The sequence below is a fragment of the Cloacibacterium caeni genome (assembly GCF_907163125.1).
GTDB classification, from domain to species: domain Bacteria; phylum Bacteroidota; class Bacteroidia; order Flavobacteriales; family Weeksellaceae; genus Cloacibacterium; species Cloacibacterium caeni_B.
Genome location: NZ_OU015319.1, coordinates 1,418,593 through 1,432,530, shown reverse-complemented (window position 1 = coordinate 1,432,530; position 13,938 = coordinate 1,418,593). Strand labels below are relative to the sequence as shown.

Here is a 13,938-nt window from a genome sequence, read left to right as displayed (position 1 = left end):
AAGCAATACTTAGAATATATCGGCAAAGCCTTCTTTTATGAGGGCTTTTTTTATTACATTTGTGAAAATCAAAAAATCTAAAAAATGATTTCAGAAAAATACCTTAAACACTTACAAAAGGAGCTAGAAAATATCGAAAACGACGGATTGTACAAGCGTGAAAGAATCATTACGTCTCAGCAGTCTGCAGAAATTGTAGCCAATGGAAAATCATTATTGAATTTCTGTGCCAATAATTATTTGGGACTTTCTAATCACCCAGAAGTGATGAAAGCATCTCAAGATATGATTGCTTCTCATGGTTACGGAATGTCATCGGTGCGTTTTATCTGCGGAACTCAGGATATTCATAAAGAATTAGAAGCGAAAATTTCTGAATTTTTAGGAACAGAAGATACCATCTTATATGCAGCTTGTTTTGATGCAAATGGTGGGGTATTTGAACCGCTTTTCACAGAAGAAGATGCTATTATTTCAGACGAGTTGAACCACGCTTCTATTATTGATGGGGTTCGTCTTTGTAAAGCAGCGAGATACAGATATAAAAATAATAATATGGAAGATTTAGAAGCACAACTTATTGAAGCTTCTAAACAAAATCACCGTTTTAAAATCATCGTAACAGATGGAGTTTTCTCAATGGACGGAATCGTAGCAGATTTAAAAGGTGTTTGCGATTTAGCAGAGAAATATGATGCGTTGGTAATGGTTGACGATTCTCACGCAACAGGTTTCATCGGTAAAACAGGTCGTGGAACTCACGAGGCGAATGAAGTGATGGGAAGAGTAGATATTATCACTTCTACCTTAGGAAAAGCTTTGGGTGGCGCTTTGGGAGGTTTTACTTCTGGTAAAAAAGAAATTATCGATATGCTTCGTCAGCGTTCTCGCCCGTATTTATTCTCAAATTCTCTAGCTCCAGGAATTGTAGGAGCAGCTCTTAAAGTTCTGGAAATGCTTTCTAAAGATACTTCACTTCGTGATAAAGTCATGGAAAATGCAGAATATTTCCGTACGGAAATGAAAGCCAAAGGTTTTGATATTCCTGATGGTGATGCGGCGATTGTTCCGGTAATGTTGTACGATGCTAAATTGGCCCAAACTTTTGCAGAAAAAATGATGGAAAACGGCGTTTATGTCATCGGTTTCTTCTACCCAGTTGTACCGAAAGGAAAAGCAAGAATTAGAGTTCAGCTTTCTGCGGGACATACCCGTGAACATTTGGATAAAGCCATTGCTGCTTTCGAAAAAGTAGGAAAAGAATTAGGCGTAATTTCTTAAAAATTTAGATTCTTTAAGAAAGTTGCGGAGCAACGAACGATACATAAGCATCGGAATTCATTCTGATGTAAAATATAAAAATCAATGAAAGCGGACGAAAAGTTCGCTTTTTTGTTTTAAAAAATTCTTTGGCTTTAGCCTAAACTTAAATTTTCCTCTCGCAAATTGTGCAGATTTTGCAGATTATTATTAGCTGCTTAATTTGCTAAATTTGAAAGAGTCTTTAATATTTTACCGTTCCGTAGGAACGTAATGTGTGTAGAAAATCAGAAACAATAAAATGCGTTCCGTAAGAACGCTATGTTTTTCTATAGTCCGCTTTTTTGTTTTGAAAATTCTTTGGCTTTAGCCTAAACTTAAATTTTTCTCTCGGAGATTTAACAGATTAAGAAGATTTTATTTTTAATCATCTGTTAAATCTGTTAAATCTGCGAGAGTTTTTACTATTTAAAAAAGAGAAGTTTATCAATAGAATTGGAGTTTAAAAAATCCGCTTTTTTTATTCTCTTTTATTAGGATTGATGGGTTTTTCTTTGGTAATTACCAATCCGCTGAGGTAATTTCTATCTTGATAAATCCAAACACTTAGGTATTTTAAATCGGGATTTTTCTCTGTTTTTGCATTGAAAATAAACAATTCCACAGGATCTGTTGTCAATGAAGTTTTATGGATATAAGCAGAATTAAAATCTTGCAATTCTATTTTTCCTAAATCGGTTTCGTTTTTTTGACAGATATAACTTAACTTATCATCTAAAAACATCTCAAATTTCTTCGCAACATTAAATCTCTCAAAAGAAGTATAGTTCTTATTCTCACATTTATTGAGAAACTCTTGAATGAAATTTTTGGCAATGGTTTGTCTTTCTGTATTGATGTTTTTATCTGAAATTTTCTTGTAAAAACTTTGAGCGGGAAGCAGTGAACTGAAAAATAAAGCAATAATGATGAGGTTTTTCATGGTAATTAGTTTTTTGTGAAAAAGTTTTTATTTTTTATAAAATATGATGCCACATCTCTTAATATGTTCTTTTACTTCTTCATTTTCAATATTTTTATAAATCAATAAATCAAAAGTATAAGGTAATAATAAATTATCTAATTCAATATTGATTTGATTTAAAATTCTAAGATTTATGTTACCAAAAATCACCAAATCTACATCAGAGTTATTACGGTAATTTCCTTTGGCTCGTGAACCAAAAATAATAACTTTTTCTATCTCTTGATTTTGAGAGAAAATTTTATGAATATTTTCAATTTCGGTATCTAAAAGTCCAAATTTCATCATTAAAACAAATCTATTTGTTTATTTTGGTCTAATTTTTCTTGCATTGTTTTCTTAAAATCTTCAAATGCATCATAATATTGATTAATGATTGCGGCATAGATTTCTTCTGCGGTTTCTTTGTCATACGTGTGAGAAGTTCTATTTCTGTTCTGTATCATTTCCATCCAAAGATGCCCATTTTTGATTAAATTCATTTTAAATGCTTCTCTGGTTGCATCTCTAGAACCTCCTATTTCTGTATTTCCTTGATAATATGCATAATCCTTCATTACGTTCCATGCTAACTCATGAGTATATTCAAAACGTTGGATTAATCCTTCTTTCATCATTTCATCTAATACTTCATCTAAATTATCTTCCTCATTTTGATAATCTTCTCTAATGTATTCTATTGATTGCTGAAGTTTTTTTAGCGCTTTTTTATAATTAGAAAAACGCTGAATCCATCTTATATCTCTTTCCATATTACAAATGTAATTAAAAAATTAAGTCTTATTCTTTCAAGAAACCATATTCATACACTTTTGGTTCTATTTTTTTGGCTAGAATTTTTAGAGCAGAACGTAGTTCTGAGATGAGTTTCATATACGTTTCATCATCACTTTTATTGTTCATTTTTCCTTTTTCGTTGCGTCCTTGGAAATGTTCTCTAATGTCATACAAACTAGCATTTACATTTACATTAGGTTGTGAATGATAATATTTCCAAAGATTTTTGCCAGCATCAAAAACAAGTTTAGCTTCTTCTGAAAATTGCAATTTTGTAGACAACCCTTTCAGAGTTTCAAACTCTGAAAGGGTTTCTTGTTGTGAAAATAAATCTACATTTTGATTTTCTATTTTCACTTTTCCATTGATAAAATCGGTCATAAAATTGCTTTCGAACTTGCTTCTAGCATTTACTTCTAATTCTGTAAATGGAATCCAGTGGTTGGTTCCAAATTGTGATTGTATATTATTAGAAAATAAGGTAAAAGCCAAACAATCATTCTGAAATTCTGCATCAGTTTTCCAGCCATCATTAGGAAATAGAAATTGATCTCGGTCATTAAGCCAAGTCGCTTCTATACAATGGCGAACTGCAAAGTATATTGTTGATTGGATTAAATTTTCAATACCAATTGGTTTAAAATAGGTGGAAGTTGAATTATTTTTATTTGTTTGAATAAATATTCCATTTTGATTTTGAAAGTCATTACCATTACATGCTAAAAATCCAATTTTATTTATAATGTTATTCCAAGTTGGACGAAGCCAATCATTAATATATTTACCTTCCTCATAGCTAAAAATTCTTTTTCTTTCGATTGATTCTTCGCCATCTTTTTCATAAACATCTGCAATTATTTCATGAAATTTTTCATTAATATTTGAATCCCAAACAAAAAATCCTATTGGAAATTTACCCTTTACATTGTCAAAAGTATCTGCTGGAGCCAAAAAAATTTTCGCGAGCTTCGCTCGAAAAATTTCTCGGAAATCCGAGAAGTAGGAAGATTGCAAATTTTTCAAAGTTGAAAAATTTGCAATCTTGCAATTAGGGATTTCAATGTATATTCTTGCTAAAAATTGGGCAAAAAGTTCTCTTTTAGAATAAGAACTTAATTTATTGAATATTCTTTTATGAATCATAGATTCATTCACACCAACTTTTGCATCTCTTTTTTTTGTGCTTCCTGATTCCGCATAAGGTGGATTAATATACACCACCAATTTTTTTCGTTTTTCTTCGTCTGTAATAATGTTATACAAATCGTCGGGTAGTTTTCCGCCTTTAGATTTTGGCAGAAATTCGTCATTCAAGAAATCAAATTGAAATACATAATCGTGCAATAGTAAAGCGCCGTTTTCTATACGTTCGTGCATAGCATTTACATCAGATTGGTCTAGTGTAGAAGCAAAAATGTGGTATTTATTAGTTAATCCAGCGAGTAAATTTCCCGTTCCTGCTGCACAGTCCCAAACATAATATTCTTCTTGCCAATCTTCGCCCAAAACATCAGCAATGTATTTCTGCGACAGTTCTACCCAAATTCTTGGTGTAAAAAAAGCACCTTTTCTCTCTCTAATATCTTGCGGAACGAGTAAATCTTTTCTTTCTAAAATATAATTCTGAAATTCTTCAAGAGGCGGTCTTTTGTATTTTTTCCAAAATTGTTCGTAGGGTTTTTTATCCTTGAAAGGAATGGTAGCATTAAACAAAGATTTCAGATTTTCTTTGGCAATTTCGTAATGTCCGTTTTTAAAAACTACAAAAAGATTTTCAGAAATTGGCGTATCATCTTCTATTACAGGAGTTCCTTTGTCGTCTACAAACAAATCTGCTAAAAAGAAATTATTGTCTAAAATATTTTGTTTTTTACCATCTTCCCAATTAAAATCTATATAAGGTTTTACTTGTTCTACCCAGCGTAAATAGATAGGGACAAAATTGTTTTTATTAATAAGAATTTTGCCAGATTCTGTAGCCTTTGCGAGATTATTTTTAATGAAAAATTTAAGTTCTTTTTCATCTTTTAGAAAATCATACAAATAATCATTTTTGTCTAAAGATTTTTGAACACGTTCTCTAATAATTGAAAATTCTTTGGTGTTTTGATTGCTACTGGTAACATTCCAATTAAAATCATTGAGCGAGAAAATGTCTAATACAGCATTATAAGGAATAAAAGCAATCTTTTTACCATCAAAAGCACCTAAAAAAGCAGGGGGTAAAGTTTTGTCAAAAGTTCTAGCTTTACCAATGGTGAGAATTAATTGTGCAAACATAGAAATCACATCATAATCTCCAGTTTTAGCTTCTGCCCAAAGTAAATTTATATCATCAAATAATTTAGTTTGTTTTGGATTTTTGTTTTTAGGGGTTACACAGAAATCTATGTTTCCTAAAATTTTAGTAGTATCAAAATCACCAAAAAAATCTTGTCCTACTTTGTTCTTAACTTCTTCTTCGCGAATATTTGCGTATTTCATTTGTTGATTATTATTTTTTTTATGGTCAAATGCAATCACTTATTACAAGCGTTTTTGATTTTGAACATTAATAAAAGTGATTTCATGGTTTATAAAGTAATTCTTAAATCCAAATATACAAAAACACTCGCAATTTTTCCCTATTTTCGCCAACTCATCACTCATAACTCAATCAAATGTTCAGCAAAGAAGAAGCTGCTAAAATAAAAAAGGAATTTTGGACCAGTTTCGGGAAGTCGTTTCCGAGAAAATAGATTTTGTATGATACCAAAATCAAAGATTTCGCCTTTAAATTCTATTGTGATAATAAAAAAGCCGAGGTTTCTGTAGACATCGAAATGAAAGATGAAATCTTCCGAAATGCTTATTATGAGAAGCTTTGGTCTCTCGAAGGAATTTTAGAAGATGAACTGAAATGCGAGGTGTATAAAGATGAATTCTACGCCTTAGAAAACGGAAAAGTGATTTCTAGATTTTGGGTGGAAAAACAGGGAGTTTCCGTCTACAATAAAAACACTTGGCGAGAAATTTTCGAATTTTTTGTCGAAAAAATGACCGCTTTTGAAATGGTGTATTATGAATATGAGGAGTTTATAAAAGATGTGTAAAAGAATCAAGTAAAAAGTAAAAAGAGCCAAGCGAAAGTACCAAAAGTATTCACATGGTTTTTAAGTTTTTAAAGTATATAAAGACGCTTCGTTTTTTTAAAACGAAGCGCCTTGTTTTATCTCAAAAAAATCTTTGCGACTTTGCGTGAAAAACTATCACAAAGTTCTCAAAGGCAGCACAAAGTTCACAAAATTAAGATTCTTGAGACGCTTTGCTTTTCAAAGCTCACTTTTAATTATTATACAAAAAACTCTGCGAACTCTGTGTTAAATAAAATCTTTGCGAGCATTGCGTGAAAATCTTTGCGACTTTGTGTGAAAAAATGCTGTGAAAATCTGTGTAATCTGTGAGAACTATTGCCCAAATTTCTTCTTTCTCAACCAAAAGAAAACTCCGCCCAAAAGTCCTAAAATTGCCAAAGGTGTCAACAAATTAAACCATTGCCAATTCGTTTTTTCTTCGTCTATTCTTCTTCTGTCAAGCAAGCGAGATTCTATATTTCTGTTTCTTAATTCAATTAAATTAGAATCATCGAGAAGCCAATCTAAGCAGTTTCTCAGAAATTGTTCGTTTCCGTAGAGTTGGTCGGTTAATAAATCTGCTCCTAAAGGTAAGTTTTGACCTTTCATGATTTGATTTCGGCCAACATCACCATCAGAAATAACAATCATTTTATTTTTTCCAGCAACTTCATTTTTGAAATTTGGGAAACCGTTTTTCTCACTTCTATTCGCATAAGCAGAAGTAAATTTACCTTCTAAACTCACCGCAAAAATCTTCGGAGTTGTAGGTTTTTCCATTACAGAAAGACTGTCAAGATTCGCCATTTCTGAGAGCTCTACATAATTAGGAATCGATTTAGCAGTGGTTCTTTCACTCGATTCGTAAAGCACTTGAGTTTTGATATTTTTTCTTCCTAACGTATCAATAGCCGTTGGGAATTCAAATTTTACAGGATTGATGTTTTTGGTAATCGGATTGTTGTTTTCATTAATTCCCAAAGGAAAATAAGGCCAAATTAAGTTGGTGTATTGAGGATTTCCTGCCACTTCGCCAACTTGCAATCTAATCAAAGCAGATTTTTGAAAATCTTTAATCAAAGGTGCATTGATTCTCACGCCATAATTAAAGAAAAAATCAGTCATATTAATGTCGATAGGATAGGCCATGAGTTTTTTCTTGGTCATCAAAGTATCCATTTCTGCATTCACAGCGTCAATCATCCAAAGTGTTTTTCCGCCGTTCATAATGTATTGGTCTAAAATCACTTTTTCACCGTCAGTAAAGGCTTTTCTAGGCTTTGCAATTACCAAAGCATTCATTCTTTCTAAATTCGGAAGATCTTCTAAAGTCAACTCTTTTTTGTTTATAGGAATTACAGGGCCAGCATTGTAGTTTTCGAGCGTCATGTCCATAAAACTGCGGAATTCATCTACTCTTAATTCATCTTGATTCACCAAAACACCTACATTTTTCTTTTGGTCTGCCACCAAAGATTTAATGGTAGATGCGAAGTTAAATTCCAGGTTTTCAATAGATTTGGTTAACTGTTCCGCTGCATCTATTCCCATTTGATTGGTTATAAGCGAAATAGAAGTTCCATAACCTTTATATTTCAGTGCTGCATAAGGGAAAAGCACGATTTGAGAAACTTTTCCGTCTTTCATATCGGGCAACATAGAAGGTTGCATTCCCATTGCTTGAAGCGTATCTTGAGACATTTTGGTCGCAATAGGATCGATAAATTTGTAATCAATTTTTGGATTGATTTTTCTGAATTCTTCCAAAAGAAACTGCGTTTCGTTCTGCAATTGCTTAAAACTTGCTGGAAAATCACCTTCCAGATAAACTTCTACAGTCAGTGGTTCTTTTACAGATTTCAGCGTTTCTACCGTAGCATCAGAAAGGGTGTAACGCTTCTCTTTAGTCAAATCAAAACGATGAGAAAATACCCCGAAAATCCCTAATAATAGGATAATGGCTGGAATAATATATTTTAAATTTTGTTTCATTTTATATTTTAAATTTTTAAACCACAAAAGAGACAAAAGCTTTTGTTGCTTTTTAAGTTTTTCAAAAGTAAAAAAAAGGGAGAATTTTCTTTTTTTACTTTTGGCTTGCTTTATTTTTCAATCAATTCTTTGGTTGCTTTTGCGGTTAAATAACTATTTCTTCTTCTCCACAAAAACTTTTGCCAAAAACAAACTCAATCCAATCACCAACAGGAAGTAAAACACATCTTGGGTATCAATCAAACCTCTTGTAAAAGCGATAAAATGATGATAAAAACCAAGATTTTGAAGCAAATAATCAGCACCTCCCAATAATTTGAAATTGGCCAATTGCTCTATACCAAAGTATAAAATGAAATTCAAGAAAACACCCAATAAATAAGCCATAATTTGATTCGTGGAAAGTGAACTTGCCAAAATCCCAACCGCAGAAAATGCTGCAATGAGAAGAATAATTCCGAAATAGCTTCCTAAAGTTGCTCCCAGGTCTAAATTTCCTGCTGGAACGCCTAAAACGTAAACGGAGTAGAGGTAAACTAATGAGGGAAGTAAACATAAAATCCCTACTAAAAATACCGCAAGAAATTTCCCTGAAACGATTTCAGAAATGCTTAATGGTTGAGAAAAAAGCCATTGCAATGTTCCGTTTTGTTGTTCCTCAGCAAAAGATTTCATGGCTAATGCTGGAATAATGAACAAAAACAGCCACGGCGAAAGCGTGAAAAAGCTCTGCAAACTTGCCGTTCCGATTTCTAGAATATTGAAATCATTCTCGAAAAAAAATAAAAATAAAGCAGAAATCAAAGAAAATGCACCGACGATAATCCATGCACTCCAATTCCCGAAATAACTCCAAAGTTCTTTTTTTAGTATAGCAATCATTAATTGATAATTCTTTTAATTCCGTTTTTTAAAATAGCTTCATTAAAATTAAAAATGAGCCCTAATTTGTAGTTTCCAAATTTAAGATAAGTTAGAACCTGAGCAAAATGTGCATTGTGAAGTTCTTCTACAGTTTTTAATTCTACCACTACTTTATCTTCTACTAATAAATCTATTCTGTAACCATTATCTATTTTCAAGTCTTTGTAAGTAATATGAAGCAATACTTCTTTTTCTACTTTCAAGCCATTTAGTTTTAATTCGTACATTAAACATTCTTGGTATGCTCTTTCTAATAAACCTGCTCCCAATCTTCGATGTACTTCTATTGCACAACCAATGATGATGGTTGATAATTCATTTTCGGTCATAGTTTTTTAGTTTTATTTTATCACAAAGTTCTCAAAGTAATCACAAAGTACACAAAATTAAGATATTTGAGACGCCTTGCTTTTCGAAGCTTTATGATTAAGTCTAAAATAGTATAAACTCAATCAAGCGAAGCGTCTTTGTGAAGGTATTTATAAAAAATCATTGTGAACTTTGTGGCTGTTCTTTGTGATCTCTGTGATATTAAGACTTTTTCTTATTCACCAATTTTACCGTCATCATAATCACAAACACAATAACGAAAAATCCTGTAATTAATTGCCACCAATTTTCAATGGTCAAAGATTTTAAAATTACTGTGAAAACCACTAAAAATAGAAGAAATGTTGCAATTTCATTGGCTTGTCTTAATTTGAGATTGGCGGTTTTTAGTTCACCGTTTTGTAGGTTTTTTATTTCTAATACTTTTTTCCAAGACCAATAATGGTAGATGAAAAGTCCTATGAGAAAGGCTATTTTCAACTGAAACCAAGACATTTGTAAAAGTGTAGGGTTCATTAAAATTAAAATTGTTCCAAAAATAGTCATCAAAACAAAAGCAGGAACCGTGATAATATTCCATAATCTTCTTGCCATAAATACATATTGCTCACGTAGAATTTCCTTTTTAGGACTTTCGAAAGCATCAGTGTCTTTGTAATACACAAAAATTCTTACGAGATAAAAAATTCCCGCAAAATAACTCACCATAAAGATGATATGCAGCGCTTTTATGATTAAATAAGTCATGGTAATTTACGATTTACGATTTTTCTAACATCTAACATCTAACATCCATCATTCAAACTGTATATACACCTTATCACCCACTTTTAAGCCAAAAAGCGAATTGGCGCCATTGTTTTTTGTACCTTTATAAATGGTGATTTCTAATAAATCTTGACCATTAAAAAGAGCAGAAGCTTTGCCATGATATTCATTTTCTTTTTCCCAATCGGTGACGATGTCTGTGTATTTACGGTTGATGTTTTTCAGTAAAATATTTCGAATGTTAATCTCAAAATTATTGAAATTCACCATTGTTTTATCAAAAATTAATTTGCTGATATTGGTTACACAATTCCCGAAATTATCAATGTACATCACCTCGCCAATCAGCATTTTCTCAGGTTCATTGAAATAAGGTTTTGCAAAAGTAGTACACTTGTATTCCTTAATTTTTCTGCCGATAAGTTCTGGCAAACCACCTTTGGTCAAATGTGCAGCGACGGGAACGAAAATGTCCACACTGGCAAATTTCACTTCGTCGTCAAAACGATTATTGATGGTAATTTCATAAATGGCTTCTGGTTTTTGGTCAAAAAAAGTGAGGCTCATCAATCCGTTGTCAGCAGTAATGAAATAATGCCCATCCATTTTTACCAAAAGATTTTTTCGGTCTTTGTGAAAAAAACTGTCCACGGAAATAATATGCACACTCTCTTTAGGGAAATGCGCGTAAGCATTTCTAAGAATATAGGCGGTTTGAATCAAATTATACGCTCCAATTTCATGGGTAATATCAATAATTCTAGCATCGGGATTAAGCTGGAGAATGCTGCCTTTAATGGCTGAAACTCTGTGGTCTAGATTTCCATAATCTGATGTAAGGGTAATTATTGGCATTTTTAATAGTAAAAATTTGAAAAAACAAAGATATTGCTTATTTTTGGTAAGATAAAATTTTTAAAAATATAAACAATTTGTACGAAATCACTTACGAACTCACAGGAATAGACACTAAAACGTTTTATGGTGTTAACAATCAGTATTTTAATTTATTGAAATCTTCTTTTCCTACGCTGAAAATCACAGGGAGAGACAATTTTATTTTTGCAATGGGAAATCAAGAAACTCTAGATGTACTTAAGCAGAAATTAGATGATATTGTGAGTTATATTTCCACCAATAATTCTATTGGACTTAAAGATTTAGAAAACATTCTCAAAATAAAAAGTGAGGAGGAGAAACAATTGGTTTTTGACCAAGATATCATTGTAAAAGGGGTAAATGGTAAAATCATCAAAGCCAAAACCACCAACCTTAAAAAATTGGTCAAAGAAAGTGAAAAGAAAGACATGGTTTTTGCCATCGGTCCTGCAGGAACAGGGAAAACCTATACCAGTGTAGCATTGGCAGTGAGAGCATTGAGAGATAAAGAAGTCAAAAGAATTATTTTAACCAGACCTGCAGTAGAAGCAGGGGAGAGTTTAGGATTTTTACCGGGTGACTTGAAAGAAAAGCTCGATCCTTATTTACAACCGTTGTATGATGCGTTGAGAGATATGATTCCTCACGAAAAATTAGAAGGTTTTATCGAGCGCAAAGTGATAGAAGTGGCTCCATTAGCTTTTATGAGAGGGAGAACGTTAGATGAAGCTTTTGTCATTCTAGATGAAGCGCAGAATACCACACATTCTCAAATGAAAATGTTTCTGACGAGAATGGGAATGAATGCTAAATTCATTATCACTGGAGACCCAAGTCAGGTAGATTTACCGCCAAAACAACATTCTGGGCTAAAAGAAGCCATGAGAATTCTAAAAGGAGTTCATGAAATAGGTTTTGTACATCTTACCGAAGAAGATGTGGTAAGACACCCTGTAGTGAAAAAAATTATTTTGGCTTATAACGCCGAAGAAAAAAGACAAAGAGAAGAATAAACTAAAAAATCCTGAGAATATTTATTTCTCAGGATTTTTTATTTATATATTTTAAAACTATTTTCCGAAAAGGTTGCCGCCCATTCCAGGCATACTTGGCATTCCTTTGCTCATCATCTGCATGAGTTGCTTTCCTTGAGGACCTTGCATCATCTTCATCATTTTGCCCATCTGTTCGAATTGTTTCATCAGTGCATTTACATCTTCTAATTTTCTTCCCGCACCTTTAGCAATTCTCTTTTTACGGTTCATATCAATCACAGAAGGTCTTCTCCTTTCTTCTGGAGTCATAGAATAAATAATGGCTTCTATGTGTTTGAAAGCGTCATCATTAATGTCTACATCTTTTATGGCTTTTCCTACACCTGGTAACATTCCCATTAAGTCTTTCATGTTACCCATTTTTTTGATTTGGTTAATCTGCGTTAAGAAATCATCAAAACCAAATTCATTTTTAGCGATTTTTTTGTGAAGTTTTTTAGCTTCTTCTTCGTCAAATTGTTCTTGAGCTCTTTCTACTAAGGAAACTACGTCTCCCATTCCTAGAATTCTGTCTGCCATTCTTTCTGGGTAGAACAGGTCTAGAGCTTCCATTTTTTCGCCTGTAGAAATAAACTTAATCGGTTTGTTAACTACCGAACGAACTGTAAGCGCAGCACCACCTCTGGTATCACCATCTAATTTGGTTAGAACTACACCATTGTAATCTAAAACATGGTTAAATGCAAGAGCTGTATTTACGGCATCTTGTCCCGTCATCGCATCTACTACGAAAAGAGTTTCTGTAGGTTTTACGGCTTGGTGAACGTTTCTGATTTCGTTCATCATGGCTTCGTCTATGGCAAGACGACCTGCGGTATCTATAATCACTACATCATGCTTGTTATCTTTAGCAAACTGAATAGCGTTTTGAGAAATTTCTACAGGATTTTTATTTTCGATTTCTTTGTAGATGGCTACGCCTACTTGGTCTGCAAGAACCGTTAACTGGTCTATTGCAGCAGGTCTGTAAACATCACACGCAACCAATAAAGGGTTTTTGCTTCTTTTTTGTTTTAAATAATTGGCGAGTTTTCCAGAAAAAGTAGTTTTACCAGAACCTTGTAACCCAGCAATTAAAATAATAGTAGGCTTGTCAGAAAGATTAATGCCTTCTTGAGTAGTCCCCATCAATTCTACCAATTCATCATGTACAATCTTGGTCATCAATTGCCCTGGAGTAATAGACGTAAGCACGTTTTGTCCTAGTGCTTTGTCTTGAACTCTTTTGGTAAGGTCTTTGGCTACTTTGTAATTAACATCGGCATCTACTAGAGCACGGCGAATTTCTTTTACCGTCTCTGCTACGTTAATTTCTGTAATTTTTCCGCGGCCTTGAATGTTTTGTAAGGCTTTATCTAGCTTGTCCTGAAGACTATTAAACATAGTGAATGATTTTTTAAGATGTGCAAAAATAAGGAATTTTGTTGACTTGTTTCTCTAACTCCTAAAAGATTTGTAAACCAATAGAATAAAATTTATTGATTTTTACCTTTTGAAAAATCTAAATCAAGAGAAATACGTTTTTTAAGAAGAAAAACAAAAAAAAGCGACTTCCTAAGAAGTCGCTTTCGTGTATATAGAATACCAAAAAGAGATTATGCTAATTTTACTTGAATAGCGTTTAATCCTTTTTGTCCTTGTGTTACTTGGTACACAACTTTGTCATTTTCTCTAATTGTTCTAGTGCTTAAACCAGAAGAATGTACAAAAATGTCAGCTCCTCCGTTACTTGGAGTAATAAATCCGAAACCTTTTGTTTCGTTGTAAAATTTTACGGTGCCTTCTTGCATAGTAATGGGTTTTAAATAGACATTTT

General features: G+C 32.7%; 13 protein-coding genes and 1 pseudogene. 3 read left to right on the top strand and 11 right to left on the bottom strand.

Annotation, left to right across the window (positions count from 1 at the left end; translation table 11 throughout):
* The first annotated feature begins 84 nt into the window (after positions 1-84).
* Positions 85-1,281 carry a glycine C-acetyltransferase gene (kbl, locus tag KKQ79_RS06545; protein ID WP_213189451.1) on the top strand — a complete coding sequence of 399 codons (1,197 nt, stop codon included), beginning with the start codon at positions 85-87 and terminating at the stop codon, positions 1,279-1,281.
* A gap of 499 nt (positions 1,282-1,780) precedes the next feature.
* Here kbl and KKQ79_RS06540 read toward each other — a convergent pair whose 3' ends face one another.
* From KKQ79_RS06540 to KKQ79_RS06525, 4 genes are read right to left on the bottom strand one after another with little or no spacing between them, the layout of a single operon-like run.
* Entirely contained in the window at positions 1,781-2,242 is a 462-nt protein-coding gene (locus KKQ79_RS06540; protein ID WP_213189450.1) for a hypothetical protein, read from the bottom strand.
* 27 nt (positions 2,243-2,269) lie between these two features.
* Positions 2,270-2,572, bottom strand: coding sequence for a nucleotidyltransferase domain-containing protein (locus KKQ79_RS06535; RefSeq protein ID WP_213189449.1), 303 nt, complete (start codon positions 2,570-2,572; stop codon positions 2,270-2,272).
* Positions 2,572-3,036, bottom strand: a complete 465-nt coding sequence (locus KKQ79_RS06530; protein ID WP_213189448.1) for a nucleotidyltransferase substrate binding protein — start codon at positions 3,034-3,036, stop codon at positions 2,572-2,574. Before KKQ79_RS06530 ends, KKQ79_RS06535 begins: the two co-directional genes overlap by 1 nt.
* A 28-nt stretch (positions 3,037-3,064) precedes the next feature.
* Entirely contained in the window at positions 3,065-5,545 is a 2,481-nt protein-coding gene (locus tag KKQ79_RS06525; protein WP_213189447.1) for a hypothetical protein, read from the bottom strand.
* Between the two features lie 176 nt (positions 5,546-5,721).
* Here KKQ79_RS06525 and KKQ79_RS06520 point away from each other — a divergent pair.
* Positions 5,722-6,153, top strand: a pseudogene (locus KKQ79_RS06520) (DUF4268 domain-containing protein).
* A 354-nt stretch (positions 6,154-6,507) separates the two neighbouring features.
* Here KKQ79_RS06520 and gldG read toward each other — a convergent pair.
* The 5 genes from gldG to KKQ79_RS06495 form a co-directional block, all read right to left on the bottom strand.
* Positions 6,508-8,166, bottom strand: a complete 1,659-nt coding sequence (gldG, locus tag KKQ79_RS06515; RefSeq protein WP_213189446.1) for a gliding motility-associated ABC transporter substrate-binding protein GldG — start codon at positions 8,164-8,166, stop codon at positions 6,508-6,510.
* Positions 8,167-8,319: 153 nt separating this feature from the next.
* Positions 8,320-9,048 (bottom strand): ABC transporter permease, encoded by a 729-nt coding sequence (locus KKQ79_RS06510; protein WP_213189445.1) that lies wholly within the window; start codon positions 9,046-9,048, stop codon positions 8,320-8,322.
* Entirely contained in the window at positions 9,048-9,419 is a 372-nt protein-coding gene (locus KKQ79_RS06505) for a GxxExxY protein (protein WP_213189444.1), read from the bottom strand. Before KKQ79_RS06505 ends, KKQ79_RS06510 begins: the two co-directional genes overlap by 1 nt.
* 202 nt (positions 9,420-9,621) lie before the next feature.
* The gene (locus KKQ79_RS06500) at positions 9,622-10,167 is read right to left on the bottom strand and encodes a CopD family protein (RefSeq protein WP_213189443.1); all 546 of its coding nucleotides are present in this window, start codon (positions 10,165-10,167) and stop codon (positions 9,622-9,624) included.
* A gap of 48 nt (positions 10,168-10,215) precedes the next feature.
* A complete protein-coding gene (locus KKQ79_RS06495; RefSeq protein WP_213189442.1) occupies positions 10,216-11,043 on the bottom strand; it encodes an SAM hydrolase/SAM-dependent halogenase family protein in 828 nt (275 codons plus the stop codon).
* 77 nt (positions 11,044-11,120) lie between these two features.
* Between KKQ79_RS06495 and KKQ79_RS06490 the strand changes: the two genes are divergently transcribed.
* Positions 11,121-12,080 carry a PhoH family protein gene (locus KKQ79_RS06490; protein WP_213189441.1) on the top strand — a complete coding sequence of 320 codons (960 nt, stop codon included), beginning with the start codon at positions 11,121-11,123 and terminating at the stop codon, positions 12,078-12,080.
* A gap of 57 nt (positions 12,081-12,137) precedes the next feature.
* Here KKQ79_RS06490 and ffh read toward each other — a convergent pair whose 3' ends face one another.
* A complete protein-coding gene (ffh, locus tag KKQ79_RS06485) occupies positions 12,138-13,505 on the bottom strand; it encodes a signal recognition particle protein (RefSeq protein ID WP_213189440.1) in 1,368 nt (455 codons plus the stop codon).
* Positions 13,506-13,717: 212 nt separating this feature from the next.
* Complete coding sequence (locus KKQ79_RS06480) at positions 13,718-13,912, bottom strand: cold-shock protein (protein ID WP_213189439.1); 195 nt, start codon at positions 13,910-13,912, stop codon at positions 13,718-13,720.
* Positions 13,913-13,938: the final 26 nt, after the last annotated feature.

Excerpts from the sequence above, each read along its gene's own strand:
- kbl (WP_213189451.1), top strand. The coding sequence starts at position 85 with ATGATTTCAGAAAAATACCTTAAACACTTACAAAAGGAGCTAGAAAAT.
- KKQ79_RS06540 (WP_213189450.1), bottom strand. The coding sequence starts at position 2,242 with ATGAAAAACCTCATCATTATTGCTTTATTTTTCAGTTCACTGCTTCCC.
- KKQ79_RS06535 (WP_213189449.1), bottom strand. The coding sequence starts at position 2,572 with ATGATGAAATTTGGACTTTTAGATACCGAAATTGAAAATATTCATAAA.
- KKQ79_RS06530 (WP_213189448.1), bottom strand. The coding sequence starts at position 3,036 with ATGGAAAGAGATATAAGATGGATTCAGCGTTTTTCTAATTATAAAAAA.
- KKQ79_RS06525 (WP_213189447.1), bottom strand. The coding sequence starts at position 5,545 with ATGAAATACGCAAATATTCGCGAAGAAGAAGTTAAGAACAAAGTAGGA.
- gldG (WP_213189446.1), bottom strand. The coding sequence starts at position 8,166 with ATGAAACAAAATTTAAAATATATTATTCCAGCCATTATCCTATTATTA.
- KKQ79_RS06510 (WP_213189445.1), bottom strand. The coding sequence starts at position 9,048 with ATGATTGCTATACTAAAAAAAGAACTTTGGAGTTATTTCGGGAATTGG.
- KKQ79_RS06505 (WP_213189444.1), bottom strand. The coding sequence starts at position 9,419 with ATGACCGAAAATGAATTATCAACCATCATCATTGGTTGTGCAATAGAA.
- KKQ79_RS06500 (WP_213189443.1), bottom strand. The coding sequence starts at position 10,167 with ATGACTTATTTAATCATAAAAGCGCTGCATATCATCTTTATGGTGAGT.
- KKQ79_RS06495 (WP_213189442.1), bottom strand. The coding sequence starts at position 11,043 with ATGCCAATAATTACCCTTACATCAGATTATGGAAATCTAGACCACAGA.
- ffh (WP_213189440.1), bottom strand. The coding sequence starts at position 13,505 with ATGTTTAATAGTCTTCAGGACAAGCTAGATAAAGCCTTACAAAACATT.
- KKQ79_RS06480 (WP_213189439.1), bottom strand. The coding sequence starts at position 13,912 with ATGCAAGAAGGCACCGTAAAATTTTACAACGAAACAAAAGGTTTCGGA.